The organism is Mycobacterium sp. E2989 (assembly GCF_001667595.1).
Taxonomy (GTDB): Bacteria; Actinomycetota; Actinomycetes; order Mycobacteriales; family Mycobacteriaceae; genus Mycobacterium.
The window spans coordinates 16874-33684 of record NZ_LZJX01000014.1; the positions used below are offsets into that span (position 1 = coordinate 16874).

The 16811-nt window shown below is 68.6% G+C and carries 17 protein-coding genes; 6 read left to right on the forward strand and 11 right to left on the reverse strand.

Features of this window, described 5'->3' with window-relative positions:
* Positions 1-5: 5 nt before the first annotated feature.
* Together A5680_RS03225 and A5680_RS03230 are read left to right on the forward strand one after the other, a co-directional pair.
* Positions 6-704, forward strand: a complete 699-nt coding sequence (locus A5680_RS03225) for a tetratricopeptide repeat protein (protein ID WP_055403369.1) — start codon at positions 6-8, stop codon at positions 702-704.
* Between the two features lie 17 nt (positions 705-721).
* Positions 722-1486, forward strand: coding sequence for a mannan-binding family protein (locus A5680_RS03230; RefSeq protein ID WP_067816094.1), 765 nt, complete (start codon positions 722-724; stop codon positions 1484-1486).
* Between the two features lie 23 nt (positions 1487-1509).
* On the opposite strand, the gene A5680_RS03235 is transcribed toward A5680_RS03230, so the two are convergent.
* Together A5680_RS03235 and metH are read right to left on the reverse strand one after the other, a co-directional pair.
* Entirely contained in the window at positions 1510-1788 is a 279-nt protein-coding gene (locus A5680_RS03235) for a hypothetical protein (protein ID WP_067816106.1), read from the reverse strand.
* Positions 1789-1795: 7 nt separating this feature from the next.
* Positions 1796-5548, reverse strand: a complete 3753-nt coding sequence (metH, locus tag A5680_RS03240; RefSeq protein ID WP_067816108.1) for a methionine synthase — start codon at positions 5546-5548, stop codon at positions 1796-1798.
* Between the two features lie 386 nt (positions 5549-5934).
* Between metH and A5680_RS03245 the strand changes: the two genes are divergently transcribed.
* Positions 5935-6825, forward strand: a complete 891-nt coding sequence (locus A5680_RS03245; protein WP_055403372.1) for a PAC2 family protein — start codon at positions 5935-5937, stop codon at positions 6823-6825.
* Positions 6826-7041: 216 nt separating this feature from the next.
* Here the strand turns inward: A5680_RS03245 and A5680_RS03250 are convergent, their stop codons facing one another.
* From A5680_RS03250 to A5680_RS03280, 7 genes are all read right to left on the reverse strand, one after another.
* Entirely contained in the window at positions 7042-7923 is an 882-nt protein-coding gene (locus tag A5680_RS03250) for an SDR family oxidoreductase (RefSeq protein WP_067816111.1), read from the reverse strand.
* 19 nt (positions 7924-7942) lie between these two features.
* Positions 7943-9190, reverse strand: coding sequence for a cysteine--1-D-myo-inosityl 2-amino-2-deoxy-alpha-D-glucopyranoside ligase (gene mshC / locus A5680_RS03255; RefSeq protein WP_067816114.1), 1248 nt, complete (start codon positions 9188-9190; stop codon positions 7943-7945).
* Between the two features lie 24 nt (positions 9191-9214).
* Positions 9215-10015: a 3'(2'),5'-bisphosphate nucleotidase CysQ gene (locus A5680_RS03260; protein WP_067816118.1), complete on the reverse strand. Its 801-nt coding sequence runs from the start codon at positions 10013-10015 to the stop codon at positions 9215-9217.
* A 51-nt stretch (positions 10016-10066) separates the two neighbouring features.
* Positions 10067-10882, reverse strand: coding sequence for an SCO1664 family protein (locus A5680_RS03265; protein ID WP_055403376.1), 816 nt, complete (start codon positions 10880-10882; stop codon positions 10067-10069).
* Positions 10866-11453, reverse strand: coding sequence for a DUF3090 domain-containing protein (locus tag A5680_RS03270; RefSeq protein WP_055403377.1), 588 nt, complete (start codon positions 11451-11453; stop codon positions 10866-10868). The genes A5680_RS03265 and A5680_RS03270 overlap by 17 nt, the downstream gene beginning before the upstream one ends.
* Before the next feature lie 73 nt (positions 11454-11526).
* Positions 11527-12291 (reverse strand): histidine phosphatase family protein, encoded by a 765-nt coding sequence (locus tag A5680_RS03275; RefSeq protein WP_055403378.1) that lies wholly within the window; start codon positions 12289-12291, stop codon positions 11527-11529.
* A 79-nt stretch (positions 12292-12370) separates the two neighbouring features.
* Complete coding sequence (locus tag A5680_RS03280; protein WP_055403379.1) at positions 12371-12673, reverse strand: hypothetical protein; 303 nt, start codon at positions 12671-12673, stop codon at positions 12371-12373.
* A gap of 110 nt (positions 12674-12783) precedes the next feature.
* On the opposite strand from A5680_RS03280, the gene A5680_RS03285 reads away from it, so the two are divergent.
* Genes A5680_RS03285 through A5680_RS03295 form a run of 3 tightly spaced genes read left to right on the forward strand, consistent with a single transcriptional unit; the run spans position 12784 to position 15205 of the window.
* The gene (locus tag A5680_RS03285) at positions 12784-13851 is read left to right on the forward strand and encodes a YncE family protein (protein ID WP_156674989.1); all 1068 of its coding nucleotides are present in this window, start codon (positions 12784-12786) and stop codon (positions 13849-13851) included.
* The gene (locus A5680_RS03290; protein WP_067816124.1) at positions 13848-14102 is read left to right on the forward strand and encodes a DUF5703 family protein; all 255 of its coding nucleotides are present in this window, start codon (positions 13848-13850) and stop codon (positions 14100-14102) included. Before A5680_RS03285 ends, A5680_RS03290 begins: the two co-directional genes overlap by 4 nt.
* A gap of 20 nt (positions 14103-14122) precedes the next feature.
* The gene (locus tag A5680_RS03295) at positions 14123-15205 is read left to right on the forward strand and encodes a quinone-dependent dihydroorotate dehydrogenase (protein WP_197499723.1); all 1083 of its coding nucleotides are present in this window, start codon (positions 14123-14125) and stop codon (positions 15203-15205) included.
* Here A5680_RS03295 and A5680_RS03300 read toward each other — a convergent pair.
* Together A5680_RS03300 and A5680_RS25575 are read right to left on the reverse strand one after the other, a co-directional pair.
* The gene (locus tag A5680_RS03300) at positions 15202-16593 is read right to left on the reverse strand and encodes an HNH endonuclease signature motif containing protein (protein ID WP_067816125.1); all 1392 of its coding nucleotides are present in this window, start codon (positions 16591-16593) and stop codon (positions 15202-15204) included. The genes A5680_RS03295 and A5680_RS03300 overlap by 4 nt on opposite strands.
* The gene (locus A5680_RS25575) at positions 16590-16799 is read right to left on the reverse strand and encodes a hypothetical protein (protein WP_156674990.1); all 210 of its coding nucleotides are present in this window, start codon (positions 16797-16799) and stop codon (positions 16590-16592) included. The genes A5680_RS03300 and A5680_RS25575 overlap by 4 nt, the downstream gene beginning before the upstream one ends.
* Positions 16800-16811 lie beyond the last annotated feature (12 nt).

Genomic DNA, 16811 nt, shown 5'->3' on the forward strand with positions numbered 1-16811 from the left:
AGGAGATGATCGTGGCCGTGACCACCAAGAAGAACCCAAAGGCCGACGTGCAAGCCGAAGCGGACTCGGGCGCCGCAGCTTCGGACGTCACTGACGACGACGCCGACGAGGCGCGCGCTGGTCTCGACGACACGACCACGGGCGAGGGCGAGGGCGAGGACGAGGGCGAGGGCGAGGGCGCGTTGCTCAAGCGCAAGCGCCCCGATACCGAGCGCCGCAAGCGGCCCTGGAAACATTATCTGCGCCGCGGTGCCCTGCCGATGCTGCTGATTGCCTCGCTTGCCCTTTCGGGGTTCCTCGGCTGGCGGCAGTGGCAAGAGCATCAAGTCAGGCTCGCGGGCGAGCAGGCCCAACAGGCGGCCATCGCCTACGCGCAGGTGCTGACGAGCATCGATTCAAACAAGGTCGACGACAACTTTCGGCAGGTTCTCGACGGTGCGACCGGCGAGTTCAAGGACATGTACACCCAATCCAGCGTCAAACTTCGCCAGCTGCTGATCGACAACAAGGCGACCGCGCACGGCGTCGTGGTGGACTCGGCGGTTCAGTCGGCGTCCACCAATAGGGTTGTCGTGCTGGTCTTTATCGACCAGACCGTCACCAATACCGCCGCTCCCGACCCGCGCATCGACCGCAGCAGGATCAAGATGACCATGGAGAAGGTCGACGGTCGCTGGCGGGCAAGTAAAGTCCAGCTCCTCTGAGCCGACGGGATGATGTGATGCTCAAGGAATTGTCGACGGCAGCCATATTGGTAGTTGCCACAACAATTTCCACCGCCGTCCCGGCAAGTGCGTCCGCTCCTTCATTTTGCGGGGAGCTGGGCGGCGACTGGGACGGCCAGTACTGTCACACCTCGGTCACATCGGAACGCAAAGCCGTGCGGGACATCAAGGTCGCGGTGCCGGACCTGGTCGACAACCCGACTACCGGCCCGGTGGTGCGCGATTATCTGAAAACCCTGGTCACCAACTGGAAGACGGCGAACACGAGCATGGCCGCCGACAGCTACGGCGAGGAGAACTTCGAAGTATTCCGGCACGGCAACCTGCTCAGCGCGGTGTTCCACGAGGATTACCACGCCGACGGGCCAAAGCCGAACAACGCCTACCGGACCTTCACATTCGACATGGCAAGCGGCCGTCGGGTGCAGCTGGCCGACCTGACAACGTCAAACCCGCTGACCGCGATCCCGCCGGTGGCCGCGCCGTTCGTTGAGACGGCGCTCAATCAGGCTCCCCCACCGCATGATCCGGGCACCTACCCGTTTGTCCTCGACCGTTGGACTCCCGACAAGGTCTACTCCGGGGCTTACAAGGCCTGGGCGTTGACGCCGGACGAATTGATCCTGTACATGCCGGACTACCCCGTGGCTCACGACGAGCCGCTCAACTTCACGCCCGGTGCCATGCAGTGGTTCATGGACGGGGGCACGGTGCAAGCGCATATCCCGCTGTCCGCCTTGGGTTCCGTGCTGCGCGTCTAGGGCCGGCACCCATGGGCGTTGTCTCAGTTGGCCTTTCGACGACGCCGATCGATCGATATCACGTCGGCGCCGCACTCGCCGTGCGTCACCTGGCCGTCGTCCCCGGTGGACGCAGGCCTGCGGCGGCCCGAGGAACGGACGCTGGCCGCCAAATCGCCGTAGTCCCAGGCTAAATCGCCAACCTCGCGCTTCGTGCGGTCGACCGCGGTACCCAGCGCCCCGACGATGCGTCGGACGTGCAGGACCGTGACATTGACGGCTTCGGCGACAATGTCGGTGGCGATATCGGCGATGCGGTTCAACTCTGGATCAATCCTCCGGGTTGTAGCCGAGGTTGGGCGCGAGCCAGCGTTCGGCTTCCTTCAAGGTCCAGCCCTTGCGCTTCGCGTAGTCGGCGACCTGGTCCTGGCCCAGCCGGCCGACCACAAAGTACTGCGACTGGGGGTGCGAGAAGTACCAGCCGCTGACGGCCGCGCCGGGCCACATCGCCATCGACTCGGTGAGCTCGATGCCGGTCCGCTCCTTGACGTCCATCAGCTTCCACAGCGTCACCTTCTCGGTGTGCTCCGGGCAGGCCGGGTAGCCGGGCGCGGGGCGGATTCCCACGTACTTCTCGTCGATGAGCGCCTCGTTGTCCAGCTGCTCGTCCGGCTGGAATCCCCAGAACTCCTTGCGAACTCGTTGGTGCATCCGCTCGGCGAACGCCTCGGCCAGCCGGTCGGCGACCGATTCCAGCAGGATCGCGCTGTAGTCGTCGAGCGCCGCCTTGAACTCCGCGATCTTCTCCTGGCTGCCGAGCCCCGCGGTGACGGCGAAGGCGCCCACGTAGTCGGCCAGGCCGGTGTCCTTGGGCGCGATGTAGTCGCCCAACGACCGGTTGGGGATGCCGTCGCGGTGCTCGCCCTGCTGGCGCAGGTTGTGCAGCGTGGTCAGCACCTCGGAGCGGGTGTCGTCGGTGTAGACCTCGATGTCGTCACCGACGGCGTTGGCCGGGAAGAACCCGATCACCCCGTTGGCGGTCAGCCACTTCTCCTTGATCGCGGTGTCGAGCATCTGCTGGGCGTCGTCGTACAGCTTGCGGGCGGCTTCACCCGAGGCCGGGTTGTTGAGAATGTCGGGGAAGCGGCCCTTCATCTCCCAGGCGTTGAAGAACGGCTGCCAGTCGATGTATTCGCGCAACTCGGCGAGATCGTAGTCCTGAAATTCCCGTACTACCGCACCGATCGCGGGCACCGGCGGCGTGTAGCCGTCCCACTCGACCGGCGTCCGGTTCGCCCGAGCCTTCTCCAGGGTCAGCATCGGCCGCTCGTTCTTTTGCGCGTGCCGTTCCCGCAGCGATGCGTAGTCGGCCTCGGTGGCCTCGAGCAGGCCAGGACGCTGCTTGTCGTCGAGCAGCGCCGCGGCGACCGGCACCGAGCGCGACGCGTCCTTGACCCAAACCACCGGCCCGGAACGGCGCGGCGCCACCTTCACCGCGGTGTGGGCGCGCGAGGTGGTCGCGCCGCCGATCAGCAGCGGGATCTCCAAGCCCTCGCGTTCCATCTCCGCGGCGAAGTTGACCATCTCGTCCAGCGAGGGGGTGATCAGGCCGGACAGCCCGATGATGTCGGCGTTGTGTTCCTTCGCCGCATCCAGGATCTTGCTCGCGGGCACCATCACACCGAGATCGATCACCTCAAAGTTGTTGCACTGCAAGACAACCCCGACGATGTTCTTGCCGATGTCGTGGACGTCGCCCTTCACCGTCGCCATCACGATGGTGCCGTTGGTGTCCTTCGCCGCCGCAGTGCCGTTCTGCTCCTTCTCCTCCTCGATGAACGGCAGCAGGTACGCCACGGCCTTCTTCATCACGCGGGCCGACTTCACCACCTGGGGCAGGAACATCTTGCCCGAGCCGAAAAGGTCGCCGACGACGTTCATGCCGTCCATCAGCGGGCCCTCGATCACCTCGATCGGGCGACCACCCGCGGCGGCGATCTCGGCCCGCAGTTCCTCGGTGTCCTCGTCGACGTGCGCATCGATGCCCTTGACCAGGGCGTGGGTGATCCGCTCGCGGACCGGCAGGCCGCGCCACTCGGCGGCCGCCGGGTCCTCGGACTTTTCCGAACTGTTGAACCGCTCCGCGATTTCCAGTAGTCGTTCGGCCGCGTCCTCGCGGCGGTTCAGCACGACGTCCTCGATGCGCTCCCGCAGTTCGGGGTCGATCGAGTCGTAGGGCACCAGCGCACCCGCGTTGACGATGCCCATGTCCAGACCGGCCTTGATGGCGTGGAACAGGAACACCGAGTGGATGGCCTCGCGGACGGGGTTGTTGCCCCGGAACGAGAACGACACGTTCGAGATGCCGCCGGAGAGGTGCACGCCGGGCAGGTTCTCCTTGATCCAGGCGCAGGCCTCGATGAAGTCGATCCCGTAGGACGCGTGCTCCTCGATACCGGTCGCCAGCGCGAAACAGTTCGGGTCGAAGATGATGTCCTCGGGCGGGAAGCCGACCTGTTCGGTCAGGATCCGGTAGGCGCGACCGCAGATCTGTTTGCGGCGCTCCAGGTTGTCGGCCTGGCCCTGCTCGTCGAAGGCCATCACGACGACGGCCGCCCCGTACTTGCGGCACAGCCGCGCCTCGCGGATGAACTTCTCCTCGCCCTCCTTCATGGAGATCGAGTTGACGATCGGCTTGCCCTGCACGTTCTTCAGGCCGGCCTCGATGACCTCCCACTTGGACGAGTCGATCATCACCGGGACGCGGCTGATGTCCGGCTCGGCCGCGATCAGCTTGGTGAACCGGTCCATCGCGGCGACGCCGTCGATCATGCCCTCGTCCATGTTGATGTCGATGACCTGCGCGCCGACCTCGACCTGCTGCAGCGCAACCGACAGCGCGGTGTCGTAGTCCTCGGCCTTGATCAGGTTGCGGAACCGGGCGGAACCGGTGATGTTGGTGCGCTCACCGATGTTGACGAACAGCGAGTCGTCGGTGATGTTGAGCGGCTCCAGGCCGGCGAGGCGGGTGGCCACCCGAATCTCCGGCACGTCCCGCGGCGGCTTGCCCTCGACGACCTTGGCGATCTCGGCTATGTGCGCCGGCGTCGTCCCGCAGCAACCACCGACCAGGTTCACCAGCCCGGCGTCGGCGAATTCGGCGATGTAGCCGGCCTGCCGCGTCGGGAACTCGTCGTACTCGCCAAAGGCGTTGGGCAGACCGGCGTTCGGGTAGCAGGAGACGAAGGTGTCCGCGATGCGCGACATCTCCGCGATGTACGGCCTCATCTCCGGTGCACCCAGGGCGCAGTTGAGCCCGACCGCGATCGGCCGGGCGTGCCTGATCGAGTTCCAGAAGGCCTCGGTGACCTGACCGGACAACGTCCGCCCGGAAGCGTCGGTGATGGTGCCCGAGATGATCACCGGCCAGCGGCGCCCGCGTTCCTCGAACAGGGTCTCGATGGCGAACACCGCCGCCTTGGCGTTCAGCGTGTCGAAGATCGTCTCGACGATGATGAGGTCGGCACCACCGTCGACCAGGCCGCGGGCGGCGTCGAGGTAGGCGGCGACCAGCTGGTCGTACGAGACGTTGCGCGCCCCGGGATCGTTCACGTCCGGCGAGATCGACGCGGTCCGCGTGGTCGGCCCGAGGGCGCCGGCGACGTAGCGGGGCTTGTCCGGGGTGCTGAACTCGTCGGCCGCCGCCCGCGCAAGCGCGGCGCCGGCGTAATTCAGCTCGTAGCTCAGTTCCTGCATGCCGTAGTCGGACAGCGAGATCGCGTTCGCGTTGAACGTGTTGGTCTCGAGGATGTCGGCGCCCGCCTCGAGGTACTCGCGATGGATCCCCTCGATGATGTGCGGCTGCGTCAGGTTGAGCAGGTCGTTGTTGCCGACGAGATCGCTCGGCCAGTCCTTGAACCGCTCCCCGCGGTAGCCGGCCTCATCCGGCCGGTCCCGCTGGATCGCCGTGCCCATCGCGCCGTCGATCACCATGATTCGCTGGCGCAGGGCTGCCGTCAGGTCGTCGGTGCAGTCGGGACGGATGTTCGGCTCGGGGCTGAACTTCGGCTCAAGAGCGCTCACGTACGTTCCTTCCGTAGCGGAAGGCGTCCTTCTCGTCAACAACGTCGACTCTGCCGAGCGTGGCGGATACCGACGGGGGACCCGGATCCGTTGCAACGCCTCTCGACGGTGGAAAGTCTACGTTGTCACCCGACGTCTGGACGCCCAACCCATCGCCGCGACCAACGGCTCGCGGATCCTGTCGGCGACGGGGTAGTTACCAAGGTTAACCAGTTTGACGCCGAGCGTATTTCGTCTCGACCGGGTCGCCGGTGGTTGACGTCGTCCCGGGTCAGGTCGGCAGTCACCCCATTCAGGATAGTCGTCGGAAGGGAATGCCCCCGGAGGATGACGGGTCCCTGCCGGGGAAGGCCGAACATCGGCCGCAAAGGCCGTACGCTGATTCTGTGACCCCGTCCGATGGCCCACCCTTCGGTGAAGCCAAACTGCCCGAGCTGCACAACACCATCGTCGTGGCGGCATTCGAGGGCTGGAACGACGCGGGCGACGCGGCCAGTGACGCGCTCGAGCACCTCGAGGCCATCTGGGAAGCCGACCCGATCCTGGAGATCGACGACGAGGCGTACTACGACTACCAGGTGAACCGCCCGGTCATTCGTCAGGTCGACGGGGTGACCCGGGAGCTGGTGTGGCCGGCGATGCGCATCTCCCACTGCCGGCCGCCGGGCAGCGACCGCGACGTGGTGTTGATGCACGGCGTGGAACCCAACATGCGCTGGCGCACCTTCTGCGCCGAGCTGGTCGCCATCGCCGACAAACTCAACGTGGACACCGTGGTCATCCTGGGGGCGCTGCTGGCCGACACGCCGCACACCCGGCCGGTTCCGGTGTCGGGCGCGGCGTACTCCCCCGAATCGGCCAAACGCTTCGGGCTCGAGGAGAGCCGCTACGAGGGACCGACCGGCATCGCCGGGGTGTTCCAGGACGCCTGCGTGGCCGCCGGGATCCCCGCCGTGACGTTCTGGGCGGCCGTGCCGCACTACGTGTCTCAGCCGCCCAACCCGAAGGCGACGGTGGCGTTGCTGCGCCGCGTCGAGGACGTGCTCGACATCGAGGTGCCGCTGGCCGACCTGCCGACCGACGCCGAGGAGTGGGAGCAGGCCATCACCGAGATGGCCGCCGAGGACGAGGACCTGGCCGAATACGTGCTGTCGCTGGAACAGCGCGGCGATGCGGAGGTCGACATGAACGAGGCGCTGGGCAAGATCGACGGCGACGCGCTGGCCGCCGAGTTCGAGCGGTATCTGCGCCGCCGCCGGCCCGGCTTCGGGCGCTAGCGGCGATCGCAAACTCGGCGACGCCGAGTGCAGCGGGTCGCCGCCATCGGACTAGCGGCGATCGCAAACTCGGCGACGCCGAGTGCAGCGGGTCGCCGCCATCGGGCTAGCGGCGATCGCAAACTCGGCGACGCCGAGTGCAGCGGGTCGCCGCCATCGGGCTAGCGGCGATCACGAGCGCGGCGCAGCCGGGCGAAGCGGGTCGCCACCATCGGACTAAACCTTCTTGCCCAGTCCCTGGTTGTAGGCGCTGGTGGACCGCCCGAGCGCCGCGACCTGGGCGTCCAGTTCGGGCAGCAGCTCCGACGTCGGCTTGTGCAGCGGCAACTCGCCGACCGAGGTGGACAGCACCGGCTTGATCCAGCGGAACGCGGCCACCCAGCTGGGGCAGTAAACCCGGTTGCGACGGCCCTCGATGCCCTTGACGAACGCGTCCGCGCATTTCGCGACGGTGGTGGTCTTGTTCAGCGGCCACGGGAAGCTGGCCAGCAGCTTGCCGAAGGCGGGCAGGTCGGCCTCGCTGTCGCGAACCAGCGCGGTGTCGATCCACGACATGTGCGACGACCCGACCGCGACGCCGCGGTGCGCCACCTCCAGCCGCAACGCGTTGGCGAGGATCTCCACGCCGGCCTTCGACGCGTTGTAGGGGGCCAGCCCCGGACACGCCGCGTACGCGGCCAGCGACGAGACGATCAGCACGTAGCCGCGGGTCTCGATCACCGCCGGCAACGTGGCCCGCACGGTGTTGAAGACGCCGAGGACGTTGATGTCCAGGACCCGCTTGAACGCCTCGGGGTCGACCTGCAGCACCGACCCGTAGCTGGCGATGCCTGCGTTGGCCACGACGACATCGATGCCGCCGAACCGTTCGACGGCCCGCGCGGCGGCCGCCTGCATGGCATTCAGGTCGCGCACGTCGGCGACGGCGGTCAGCACGCGGTCTTCACCGAGCTCGGCGGCCAGCGCGCTCAGCTCGGCGTCGTTGAGATCGGTGAGCACCAGCCTGGCGCCCTTGTCGCGCAGCCGGCGGGCCACCTCGGCACCGATTCCCCGGGCACCGCCGGTGATGAAAACGACTTTGTCCTGCAGCGACGTCATGGGCGTCAAAGTACCGCTTTCACAGTTCCACCCCAAGCAGCGCGTCGATCGCAGTGGCCACCAGCTTCGGCGCGTCCACGTCGTGACCACCGTATTCGAGCGCGTCGGTGGTCCAACCATCAAGCGCCGCAAGCGCTTTGGGTGTGTTCAGGTCGTCGGCCAGGTATTGGCGCACCCGCGCGATCACGTCGGCGGCGTCCGGGCCGGCGGGCAGCGCCGTCGCGCTGCGCCAGCGCCCCAGGCGGGCGGCGGCCTCGTCGAGCACCTGCTGGCTCCAGAACCGGTCCGCGCGGTAATGCCCGGACAGCAGGCCCAGCCGGATGGCCGCCGGCTCGACACCCTGCGCCCGCAACGTCGACACCAGCACCAGGTTGCCGCGGCTCTTGGACATCTTGTGCCCGTCCCAGCCGATCATGCCCGAGTGCACGTAGTGCCGGGCGAATCGCCGTTCGCCACGGACACATTCGGCGTGCGCGGCGGTGAACTCGTGATGCGGGAAGATCAGGTCGCTCCCGCCGCCCTGGATGTCCAAGCCGCTGCCGATGCGGCTGAGCGCGATCGCCGCACACTCCACATGCCAGCCCGGCCGGCCGTCGCCGAACGGTGCCGGCCAGCTCGGTTCGCCCGGTCTTGCGGCCCGCCACAGCAGCGCGTCGAGCTCGTCGCTCTTGCCGTGCCGGTCCGGGTCGCCGCCGCGCTCCCCGAACAGCCGCAGCATGGTTTCGCGGTCGTAGCCGGACTCGTAGCCGAACTGCGGGGTGGCGTCGGCCCGGTAGTAGACGTCGGGGTAATCGCCGTCCAGCACGTAGGCCGCGCCCGAGGCCAGCATCTTCTCGACCAGCTCGACCACCTCGGGGATCGCCTGGGTGGCCGCGACGTAATCGCGCGGCGGCAGGACCCGCAACGCCGCCATGTCCTCGCGGAACCGGGCGACCTCGCGATCGCCCAGCTCCCGCCAGTCGACACCGTCGCGGAGGGCCCGCTCGAAGAGCGGATCGTCGACGTCGGTGACGTTCTGCACGTAGTGCACGGTGTGGCCCAGGTCCAGCCACTGCCGATACACCAGATCAAAGGTCAGGTACGTCGCCGCGTGGCCGAGATGGGTGGAGTCGTACGGGGTGATGCCGCAGACGTACATGGTCGCGTCCGAACCAGGGCCAGTGGCGGACGCCACCGGGCGCACCTGACGATCGGAGGTGTCGAACAGCCGGAGCTCCGGCCCACGTCCCGGCAAAACCGGAACCGGCGGGGACGCCCACGACTGCATGCCAACGACTCTAAACGCGCTGGTTCAGCGCCACGCGTCGCGGATGGCGGCGAGCAGGATCGGCGCCACCTCGGCACGACACATCACGAAGTCGGGCAGGTACGGATCGAACTGGTTGTAGCGCATGGGCGAACCGTCCAGCCGCGAGGCGTGCATGCCGGCGGCCATCACGACCCCGGCCGGCGCCGCGTTGTCCCATTCCCATTGGCCGCCCGCGTGCAGGTAGGCGTCGACGTCGCCGTCGATGATGGCCATCGCCTTGGCCCCCGCCGACCCGATCGCCACCGGCTGGATCGCCAGCGCCTGGCGCATGCGGTGCAACACGAAGGGCGGCCGGCTGGCGCTCACGGCGATCCGCAGCGTGTGCGGGATGCCGACGCGCGCGGCGTCGGCGGTCACGGTGTCGGTGCGGTACACCGTGTTCCCGCGGGCCGGCAGCGACACCGCGGCGTCGGTGATCTCCCGGCGGCCGTTGGTGGGGTCGCCGGTGGGACGTTGCCACAGCGCGATGTGCACCGCCCAGTCGTCGCGGCCGGGCGTGGAGAACTCCCGGGTGCCGTCCAGCGGGTCGATGATCCACACCCGGTCGCGTTTGAGCCGGACCAGGTCGTCGTAGGCCTCCTCGCTGAGCACCGCGTCGTCGGGGCGCTCGTCGCGCAGCCGCCGCAGGATCAGCTCGTTGGCCAGGGCATCACCGGCGTCGCCCAACGCCCACGGGTGACCGAAGCCGACCTCGTCGCGCACTTTCAGCAACAGTTCCCCGGCGTCGGCGGCGAGTTCGGCAGCCAGTGCGGCGTCGGTCAGCTCGTCCGGGCCCTGGCTCACCGAATCAGTATCTCCGACGGCCCCTGCGAAGTTTGAACCCGTGGCATCGCCTTAGAAGGCCGGCCACGGAATGGGCCGGTGCCGGTTGGGAACCGGCATCACCGGATCGTTCAACAGCGCGTGCGCCCGTTTGCGCAACGCGGCGATCTCCGCCCGGGTGATGTGCTCGGCCAGCGCATCCCCCAGCTCCGCGCCCACGGCGTCGGCCAGGCCGGCGACCGCCTTCAGGGTTTGGTCGTCGATCGGCTTGCCGGCCCAGCCCCACAGCACCGTGCGCAGCTTGTTCTCGACGTGCAGGCACACGCCGTGGTCGACCCCGAAAATGTGGCCGTCCAGGTCGCGCAGGACGTGGCCGCCCTTGCGGTCGGCGTTGTTGACCAGCACGTCGAACACCGCCATCCGCCGCAGCCGGATGTCGTCGGCGTGCATCAGGATGACCTCGTCACCGGCGTAGTCGTAGGCGCGCAGCACGGGCAGGTAGCCCGGCTGCTGGCTGCCGGCGGGAAACAGGTCGACCAGGTCCGGCCCCGGCCGTGGATCGCTGTCCACCGCGTCCCCGGGCTGCTGCACCCACTGCTGCAGCATGCCCGGCCCCGCCGGCCCGTGGCGAATGATGGTGTACGGCACCAGGTTCCACCCCAGCTGCGTCGAGATCAGGTAGGCGCCGAGTTCCCGGCCGGCCAGCGTTCCGTCGGGAAAATCCCACAGCGGGGCCTCCCCGGAGATCGGCTTGTAGACGCAGTGCACGGTCGCTTCGCCGAGCGTGGACTCGCACAGGAAGGTGGCGTTGCTGGCGGAGCGGATGCGTCCGATGACCGTCAGCTCGCCGTTCCGCAACACCTCACGGTCGTCAGGCCTCAAGTTCATCGTCAGGCCCGAGCAGCGCACTGCGCCGATAACCGTTGGCGCGTGCGCAGATATGGCCCTCCGGGTCCAACGGCTCGTCGCACAGCGGGCACGGCGGACGCCCCGCCGAGATGACGCGGTTGGAGCGCGTCGCGAACTGCCGCGCCGACTCCGGCGTCAGGAACACCCGCACCGCGTCGGGGCCCTCTTCGGTGTCGTCGAGCACCACCGACGCGTCGAACTCGGCGTCGGTGACGGCCAGCAACTCGACCACCACGGTCTGGGCCTCCGAATCCCAGCCCAGCCCCATGGTTCCGACCCGGAACTCGGCATCCACCGGTGTGATCAACGGGTTCAGGTCGTCCACCTCGGCCGGCTCCGGGGGGACCGGCGTGCCGAACCGGCGATTCACCTCCAGCAGCAGCGCACCGATGCGCTCGGCCAGCACCGCAACCTGCTGCTTCTCCAGGACCACCGACACCACCCGCGAGTCGTGCGCCGCCTGGATGTAGAAGGTGCGGTTTCCGGGCTGACCAACGGTCCCGGCCACGAAGCGGTCGGGTGTGCGGAAGACGTGAATTGCGCGGGCCATGGCACCTCCAAAATACCGGCTGTTGCCTTCGCCGTGCGATCCGATTGCCCCGCCCCGCCTGTTTTAAGCGGAATTAATCAGTCGAGCCGCCGACCACCGCGTCGCCGGACGGCACGACCGCGGCCGGCTGTTCCGTTGGTGCCGCCGGGGACTCGCCGTCCGTCTTGGCCCGCGACCCATCCTGGGCCTCATCCTGCGGCGGTGGGCCCGCCCGCAGCGCCGCAGCCAATTTCGCTCCGGTGTGGTTGACGTGCAACACAAACGGGCGCAATTCGGTGTAGCGGATCACGCTCACCGAAGCCGGGTCGGCGGTCACCCGCTGGAACGCGTCCAGGTGCATGCCGTAGGCGTCGGCGACGACCGCCTTGATGACATCACCGTGAGTGCAGGCCACCCACAGGGCGTCGCCGCCGTGCTTGGCGGCCAGCCGGCGATCGTGTTCCCGGACGGCGGCCACCGCGCGCGCCTGCACCTGCGCCAGCCCCTCGCCGCCGGGGAACACCGCGGCGCTCGCGTGCGCCTGCACGACCCGCCACAGCGGCTCGGCGGCCAGCTCGGCGATCTTGCGGCCGGTCCAGTCCCCGTAGTCCACTTCGGCCAGCCGATCATCGATCAGCGGCTCCAGGCAGAGCGCCTCGGCGAGCGGCTCGAGGGTGCGCCGGCACCGCAGCAACGGCGAACTGATCAACGCGCGGATGGGCAGGTCGCCGATCCGGTCGATCAACCCGGCGGCCTGATCGCGGCCCTTGTCATCGAGGTCGACGCCCTCCGAGCGGCCCGCCAAGACGCCGGCCGTGTTCGAGCTGGATCGGCCGTGCCGCAACAGGATGACCGTCATCCCGCGCGGCCCAACCGGGGCATCCGAGAGGTTGGCGCAACCACGACCACGACCGTACCCGGTGCGGGCGGGCTAACGGCTACGGCGAGACGGGCGTCGCATGCGCCACCGAGTCGCGCACGGCGGCGATCAGGCTGCGCTCGTCGGTCAGGTCGATCTCGACCAGGCTGCGGACGGCCGTGGCGACCACCTCATCGGCCTGGGGAACCGGCCCGGCAAGGCGCGGTCGGTAAATTTCGACGACGAGCGAGCGGTGTTCGATATGAAACGAAAAACTGCGCCCATCACCGACATGTCCATAGCCGCTGGCGAAAATGCCTGTCGACATGTCCTCGACAGCAAACTCTTTCTCCGCGATATGCCGGTCAACGGTGACGGCCATGAGGCGACGATACCTCGACCGCGGGGCTTGATGTCGGCGACATGGCCATATTGGATGCGAAGGCGTTCCTTAACCTGGGAACCTTACCGGCGCTACGCGAGGGAAGATCATTGCTGTCAGGACACATGCGCAGTAAACCGCCAGTTCATCACGGTGTTCTCGGCGTCGCGCTTTTGCTGGCCGCGGTCGTGGGATGTTCGTCCAATACATTCAAATCTGCGCCGCCCACCATCGAACCGGCCGTGGCCGCGGTGTCGCCGCCGGCGTCACAAAACCCGGCCGGGCAGGTCCGCCCGATGGCCGCCCACGCCGCTGCGGCGGCCTTCGACGGCGGCACTCACCAGCTTGCGGTGCTGGCGCCCGGCGCCGATCCGGGGGGACCGGCCGCCGTCACCGTGTTCGGTGACGCGAGCGCCGCGCCGCGGGTCGTCGGCCTGCCCGGGCCGGCGACCGCGTTGACCGACGACGGCCGCGGCACCCTGTTCCTCGCCGCGCGGGGTGGCTATTTCGTGGTCGACCTGTCCACGGGCCGCGCGGCGCGGGTGAACGTCGCCGACGCCTCGCAGGCCGATTTCACCGCGGTGGCCCTGCGCGCCGACGGCAAGCTGGTGCTGGGCAGCGCCGACGGGGCCGTCTACACCCTCGCCTCGCCGGCGCCGGGCGCCGCCGGCAGCGCGACCGTCGGCAGCCGGAGCAAGATTTTCGCACGGGTCGATTGGCTTGCCACCCAAGGGAATACGACGGTGGTGCTGGACCGGGGGCAGACCTCCGTCACGACGATCGGCGGCGACGGCCAGGTCCAACAGGCGCTGCGGGCGGGCGAAGGCGCAACCACCATGGCCGCGGACCCGTGGGGCCGGGTTCTGGTCGCCGACACCCGCGGCGGCCAGCTGCTGGTCTACGGGGTCGACCCGCTGATCTTGCGGCAGGCCTATCCGGTGCCCCAGGCGCCGTACGCCCTGGCCGGATCCCGCGAGTTGAGCTGGGTAACCCAGACCGCTTCGAATATCGTGGTTGGTTACGATCTGTCCACCGGAATTCCCGTCGAAAAGGTGCGTTACCCAACCGTGCAGCAACCCAACTCGCTTGCCTTCGACGAAGCGTCGGACACGTTGTACGTGGTGTCGGGGTCCGGTGCGGGGGTACAGGTCATCGAACACGCGGCGGGGCCGCGTTGACCGCGTCGCGCCGAAGCCAGTTGCCCGCGGGCTGGGACAGCGAGTTGTCCGACGACTACGAATGGGTGCCGCTGCGGCTGCCCCCGGAGGTGACCCGCCTCAGCGCGTCCACCCGGTTGTCGATCGAGGCCGAGTACCGCGGCTGGGAGCTGACCCGGGTACGGCTGTACACCGACGGTAGCAGGCGGGTTTTGTTGCGCCGCAAGAAGTCTCGGCTGGATAACCGGCGGCCCGACCAGCCGGAACTGTGACGGTGGCCCGCGACGGCATGGTGTACGGCCTGCTGCGACGGCTGTTCTTCCTGGTTCCGCCCGAACGCATCCACACGCTGGTCTTCGGGGTGCTGCGCGGCGCCACCGCCGTCGCCGCGGCACGCCGACTGTTGCACCGGCTGCTCGGACCCACCGATCCGGTGCTGGCGAGCACGGTGTTCGGGGTCCGCTTCCCCGGGCCGCTCGGGCTGGCCGCCGGCTTCGACAAGGACGGCCTGGGGCTACTGACCTGGGGCGCGCTCGGGTTCGGGTACGCCGAGGTGGGAACCGTGACAGCCAACGCGCAGCCCGGCAATCCCGCCCCGCGCATGTTCCGGCTACCCGCCGACCGCGCCCTGCTGAACCGCATGGGATTCAACAACCTCGGCGCAGGCGCGCTGGCGATCCAGCTCGCGCGGCACCGGCCCGACATCCCGATCGGGGTCAACATCGGCAAGACGAAGACCACCCCGGCCGCCGACGCCGTCGACGACTATCGGGCCAGCGCGCGGCTGGTCGGGCCCCTGGCGTCCTATCTGGTGGTCAACGTCAGCTCGCCGAACACCCCCGGGCTGCGCGACTTGCAGGCCGTCGAGTCGCTGCGGCCCATCCTGTCCGCCGTCCTCGCCGAGACGTCGACGCCGGTGCTGGTGAAGATCGCGCCCGACCTTTCCGACGCCGACCTGGACGCCGTCGCCGACCTGGCCGTCGAGCTGGGCGTGGCCGGGATCGTCGCCACCAACACCACCGTGTCGCGCCAGGGCCTGCGGACGCCCGGGGTGGACGCGCTGGGCCCGGGTGGCATCTCCGGGCCGCCGGTGGCGGGGCGCGCCACCGAGGTGCTGCGCCGGCTATACGCCCGAGTCGGCGATCGCCTGGTGCTGATCAGCGTCGGCGGCATCGAGACGGCCGACGACGCGTGGGAGCGGATCACCGCGGGCGCGTCGCTGTTGCAGGGCTACACCGGCTTCATCTACGGAGGGGGCTTGTGGCCCAAGCGCATTCACGACGGCATCGCCCGCCGGCTGCGCGACGGCGGGTTCGCCTCGCTGAGCGACGCCGTCGGGTCGGCCGCGCCTGACCCCGGCGGGGCGGCGAGTTAAGCCGCGCCCGCCGCGTCGTTCTCATCGTCTTGGTCCTCTTCGTCTTGTTCGGCCAGGACCCGTTCGGGATGGTGGAAGGTGTTGACGCGGGGCTGCCCGCGATTCAGGTGCGGCGGCGGGATCCATTCCGTTTCGCCGTTCGCGCGTTTTCGGGTGGCCCACCCCTTCTCCAGCAGCCGGTGGTGCGGCCCGCACGCCAGGGTGAGCTGATCGATGTCAGTGCGGCGGGTGCTGGCCCAGTCTTCGACGTGGTGGACTTCGCAGTAATAGCCCGGCACGTCGCAACCCGGATGCGAACAGCCGCGATCCTTGGCGTACAAGACAATTCGCTGACCCGGCGAGGCCAGGCGCTTGCCGTGATACAGCGCCAGCGGCTTGCCCTTGTCGAAGACCGCCAAATAGTGGTGGGCATGCCGCGCCAGGCGGATCACATCGGACATGGGCAGGATGGTGCCCCCTCCGGTCAAGCCCCTGCCCGCGGCGGCTTCCAACTCGGTGAGTGTGGTCGTCACGACGATGGCCGCAGGCAATCCGTTGTGCCGGCCCAGGGTGCCGCTGGCCAACAACGCACGCAGGGCGGCGTTGAGGCCGTCGTGGTTGCGCTGGGCGGCCGTGCGGGTGTCGCGCCGCACCGCCTCTTCTGGCGATGCGCCGTCCACGACCGGCGTCTCATCGTCGGGGTTGCACATCCCGGGCGCGGCCAGCTTGGCCAGCGCCGCCTCCCAGCTGGCGCGCGCTTCCGGCGTCAACCACCCGCTCAGCTTTGACATGCCGTCGGCCTGCTGGTTTCCCAGCACCAGCCCGCGGGCGCGGGCCCGGTCGGCGTCGGTGTAGCTGCCGTCGGGGTTGAGGCAGTCCATCAGACGGCGGGCGAGCTTGGCGAGCGTGTCGGGGCGAAACCCGGCGGCCCGGACCGCCAAGTCCTTCTCGGCCTCCACACGAGTGCCGACGTCGACGGAGTCGGGCAGCTGGTGGAAAAACCGCCGGATCACCGCCACGTGGTCGGGCCCGATGGCACCGGCGCGTTGGGCCGCGGCGGTGGCGGGCAGCACCGGCGCCAACGGCTCACCGGACAGCGCCCGCCGCGGACCCAGTTCGGCTGCCTCAGCGATGCGGCGGCTGGCCTCCCCACGGGTGATGTTCAGCCGATCGGCCAACGCCCAGCTCAGCTTGCCGCCCAGCTCTGCCGAATCCGCCTGCTCACCAAGCTGATTGATGAGCTGGTGACTTGGCGTCTGGAGTTTCCGTGTTACGCCTTCGAGTTTCTCCAATATCCCCAAGCGTTCCGGGTTGGTCAGCGCCGCATACGCATGATCCTGGAAACGAGTAGCCACAGCGCACAACGCCTCAACGTCGGCCTGAATCTGCTCACGGTCCGTCAAGGTCATGTGCGCCGTCCAGTTGGGCAGCCGAACGGGCTGGACAGCTCATAGGTCAGAGCGTCCAGCCGCACCGTAAGTAACGCGTAGCGGCCGCGAGCCTCGATCAGCTCGCCGGCCGTCAGCGAGTCGATGGACGCGAGGAAGCGATCCAACGACACGTTGACTTCATCAAGTACCGCGTTAAGCCGATCGTAGGTATCACTCGAACGCATGTTCGAATGATA

Excerpts from the sequence above, each read along its gene's own strand:
- A5680_RS03280 (WP_055403379.1), bottom strand. The coding sequence starts at position 12,673 with ATGGCCGTCACCGTTGACCGGCATATCGCGGAGAAAGAGTTTGCTGTC.
- A5680_RS03270 (WP_055403377.1), bottom strand. The coding sequence starts at position 11,453 with ATGGCCCGCGCAATTCACGTCTTCCGCACACCCGACCGCTTCGTGGCC.
- A5680_RS25575 (WP_156674990.1), bottom strand. The coding sequence starts at position 16,799 with ATGCGTTCGAGTGATACCTACGATCGGCTTAACGCGGTACTTGATGAA.
- A5680_RS03300 (WP_067816125.1), bottom strand. The coding sequence starts at position 16,593 with ATGACCTTGACGGACCGTGAGCAGATTCAGGCCGACGTTGAGGCGTTG.
- A5680_RS03225 (WP_055403369.1), top strand. The coding sequence starts at position 6 with ATGATCGTGGCCGTGACCACCAAGAAGAACCCAAAGGCCGACGTGCAA.
- A5680_RS03250 (WP_067816111.1), bottom strand. The coding sequence starts at position 7,923 with ATGACGTCGCTGCAGGACAAAGTCGTTTTCATCACCGGCGGTGCCCGG.
- mshC (WP_067816114.1), bottom strand. The coding sequence starts at position 9,190 with ATGCAGTCGTGGGCGTCCCCGCCGGTTCCGGTTTTGCCGGGACGTGGG.
- A5680_RS03275 (WP_055403378.1), bottom strand. The coding sequence starts at position 12,291 with ATGACGGTCATCCTGTTGCGGCACGGCCGATCCAGCTCGAACACGGCC.
- A5680_RS03230 (WP_067816094.1), top strand. The coding sequence starts at position 722 with ATGCTCAAGGAATTGTCGACGGCAGCCATATTGGTAGTTGCCACAACA.
- A5680_RS03265 (WP_055403376.1), bottom strand. The coding sequence starts at position 10,882 with ATGAACTTGAGGCCTGACGACCGTGAGGTGTTGCGGAACGGCGAGCTG.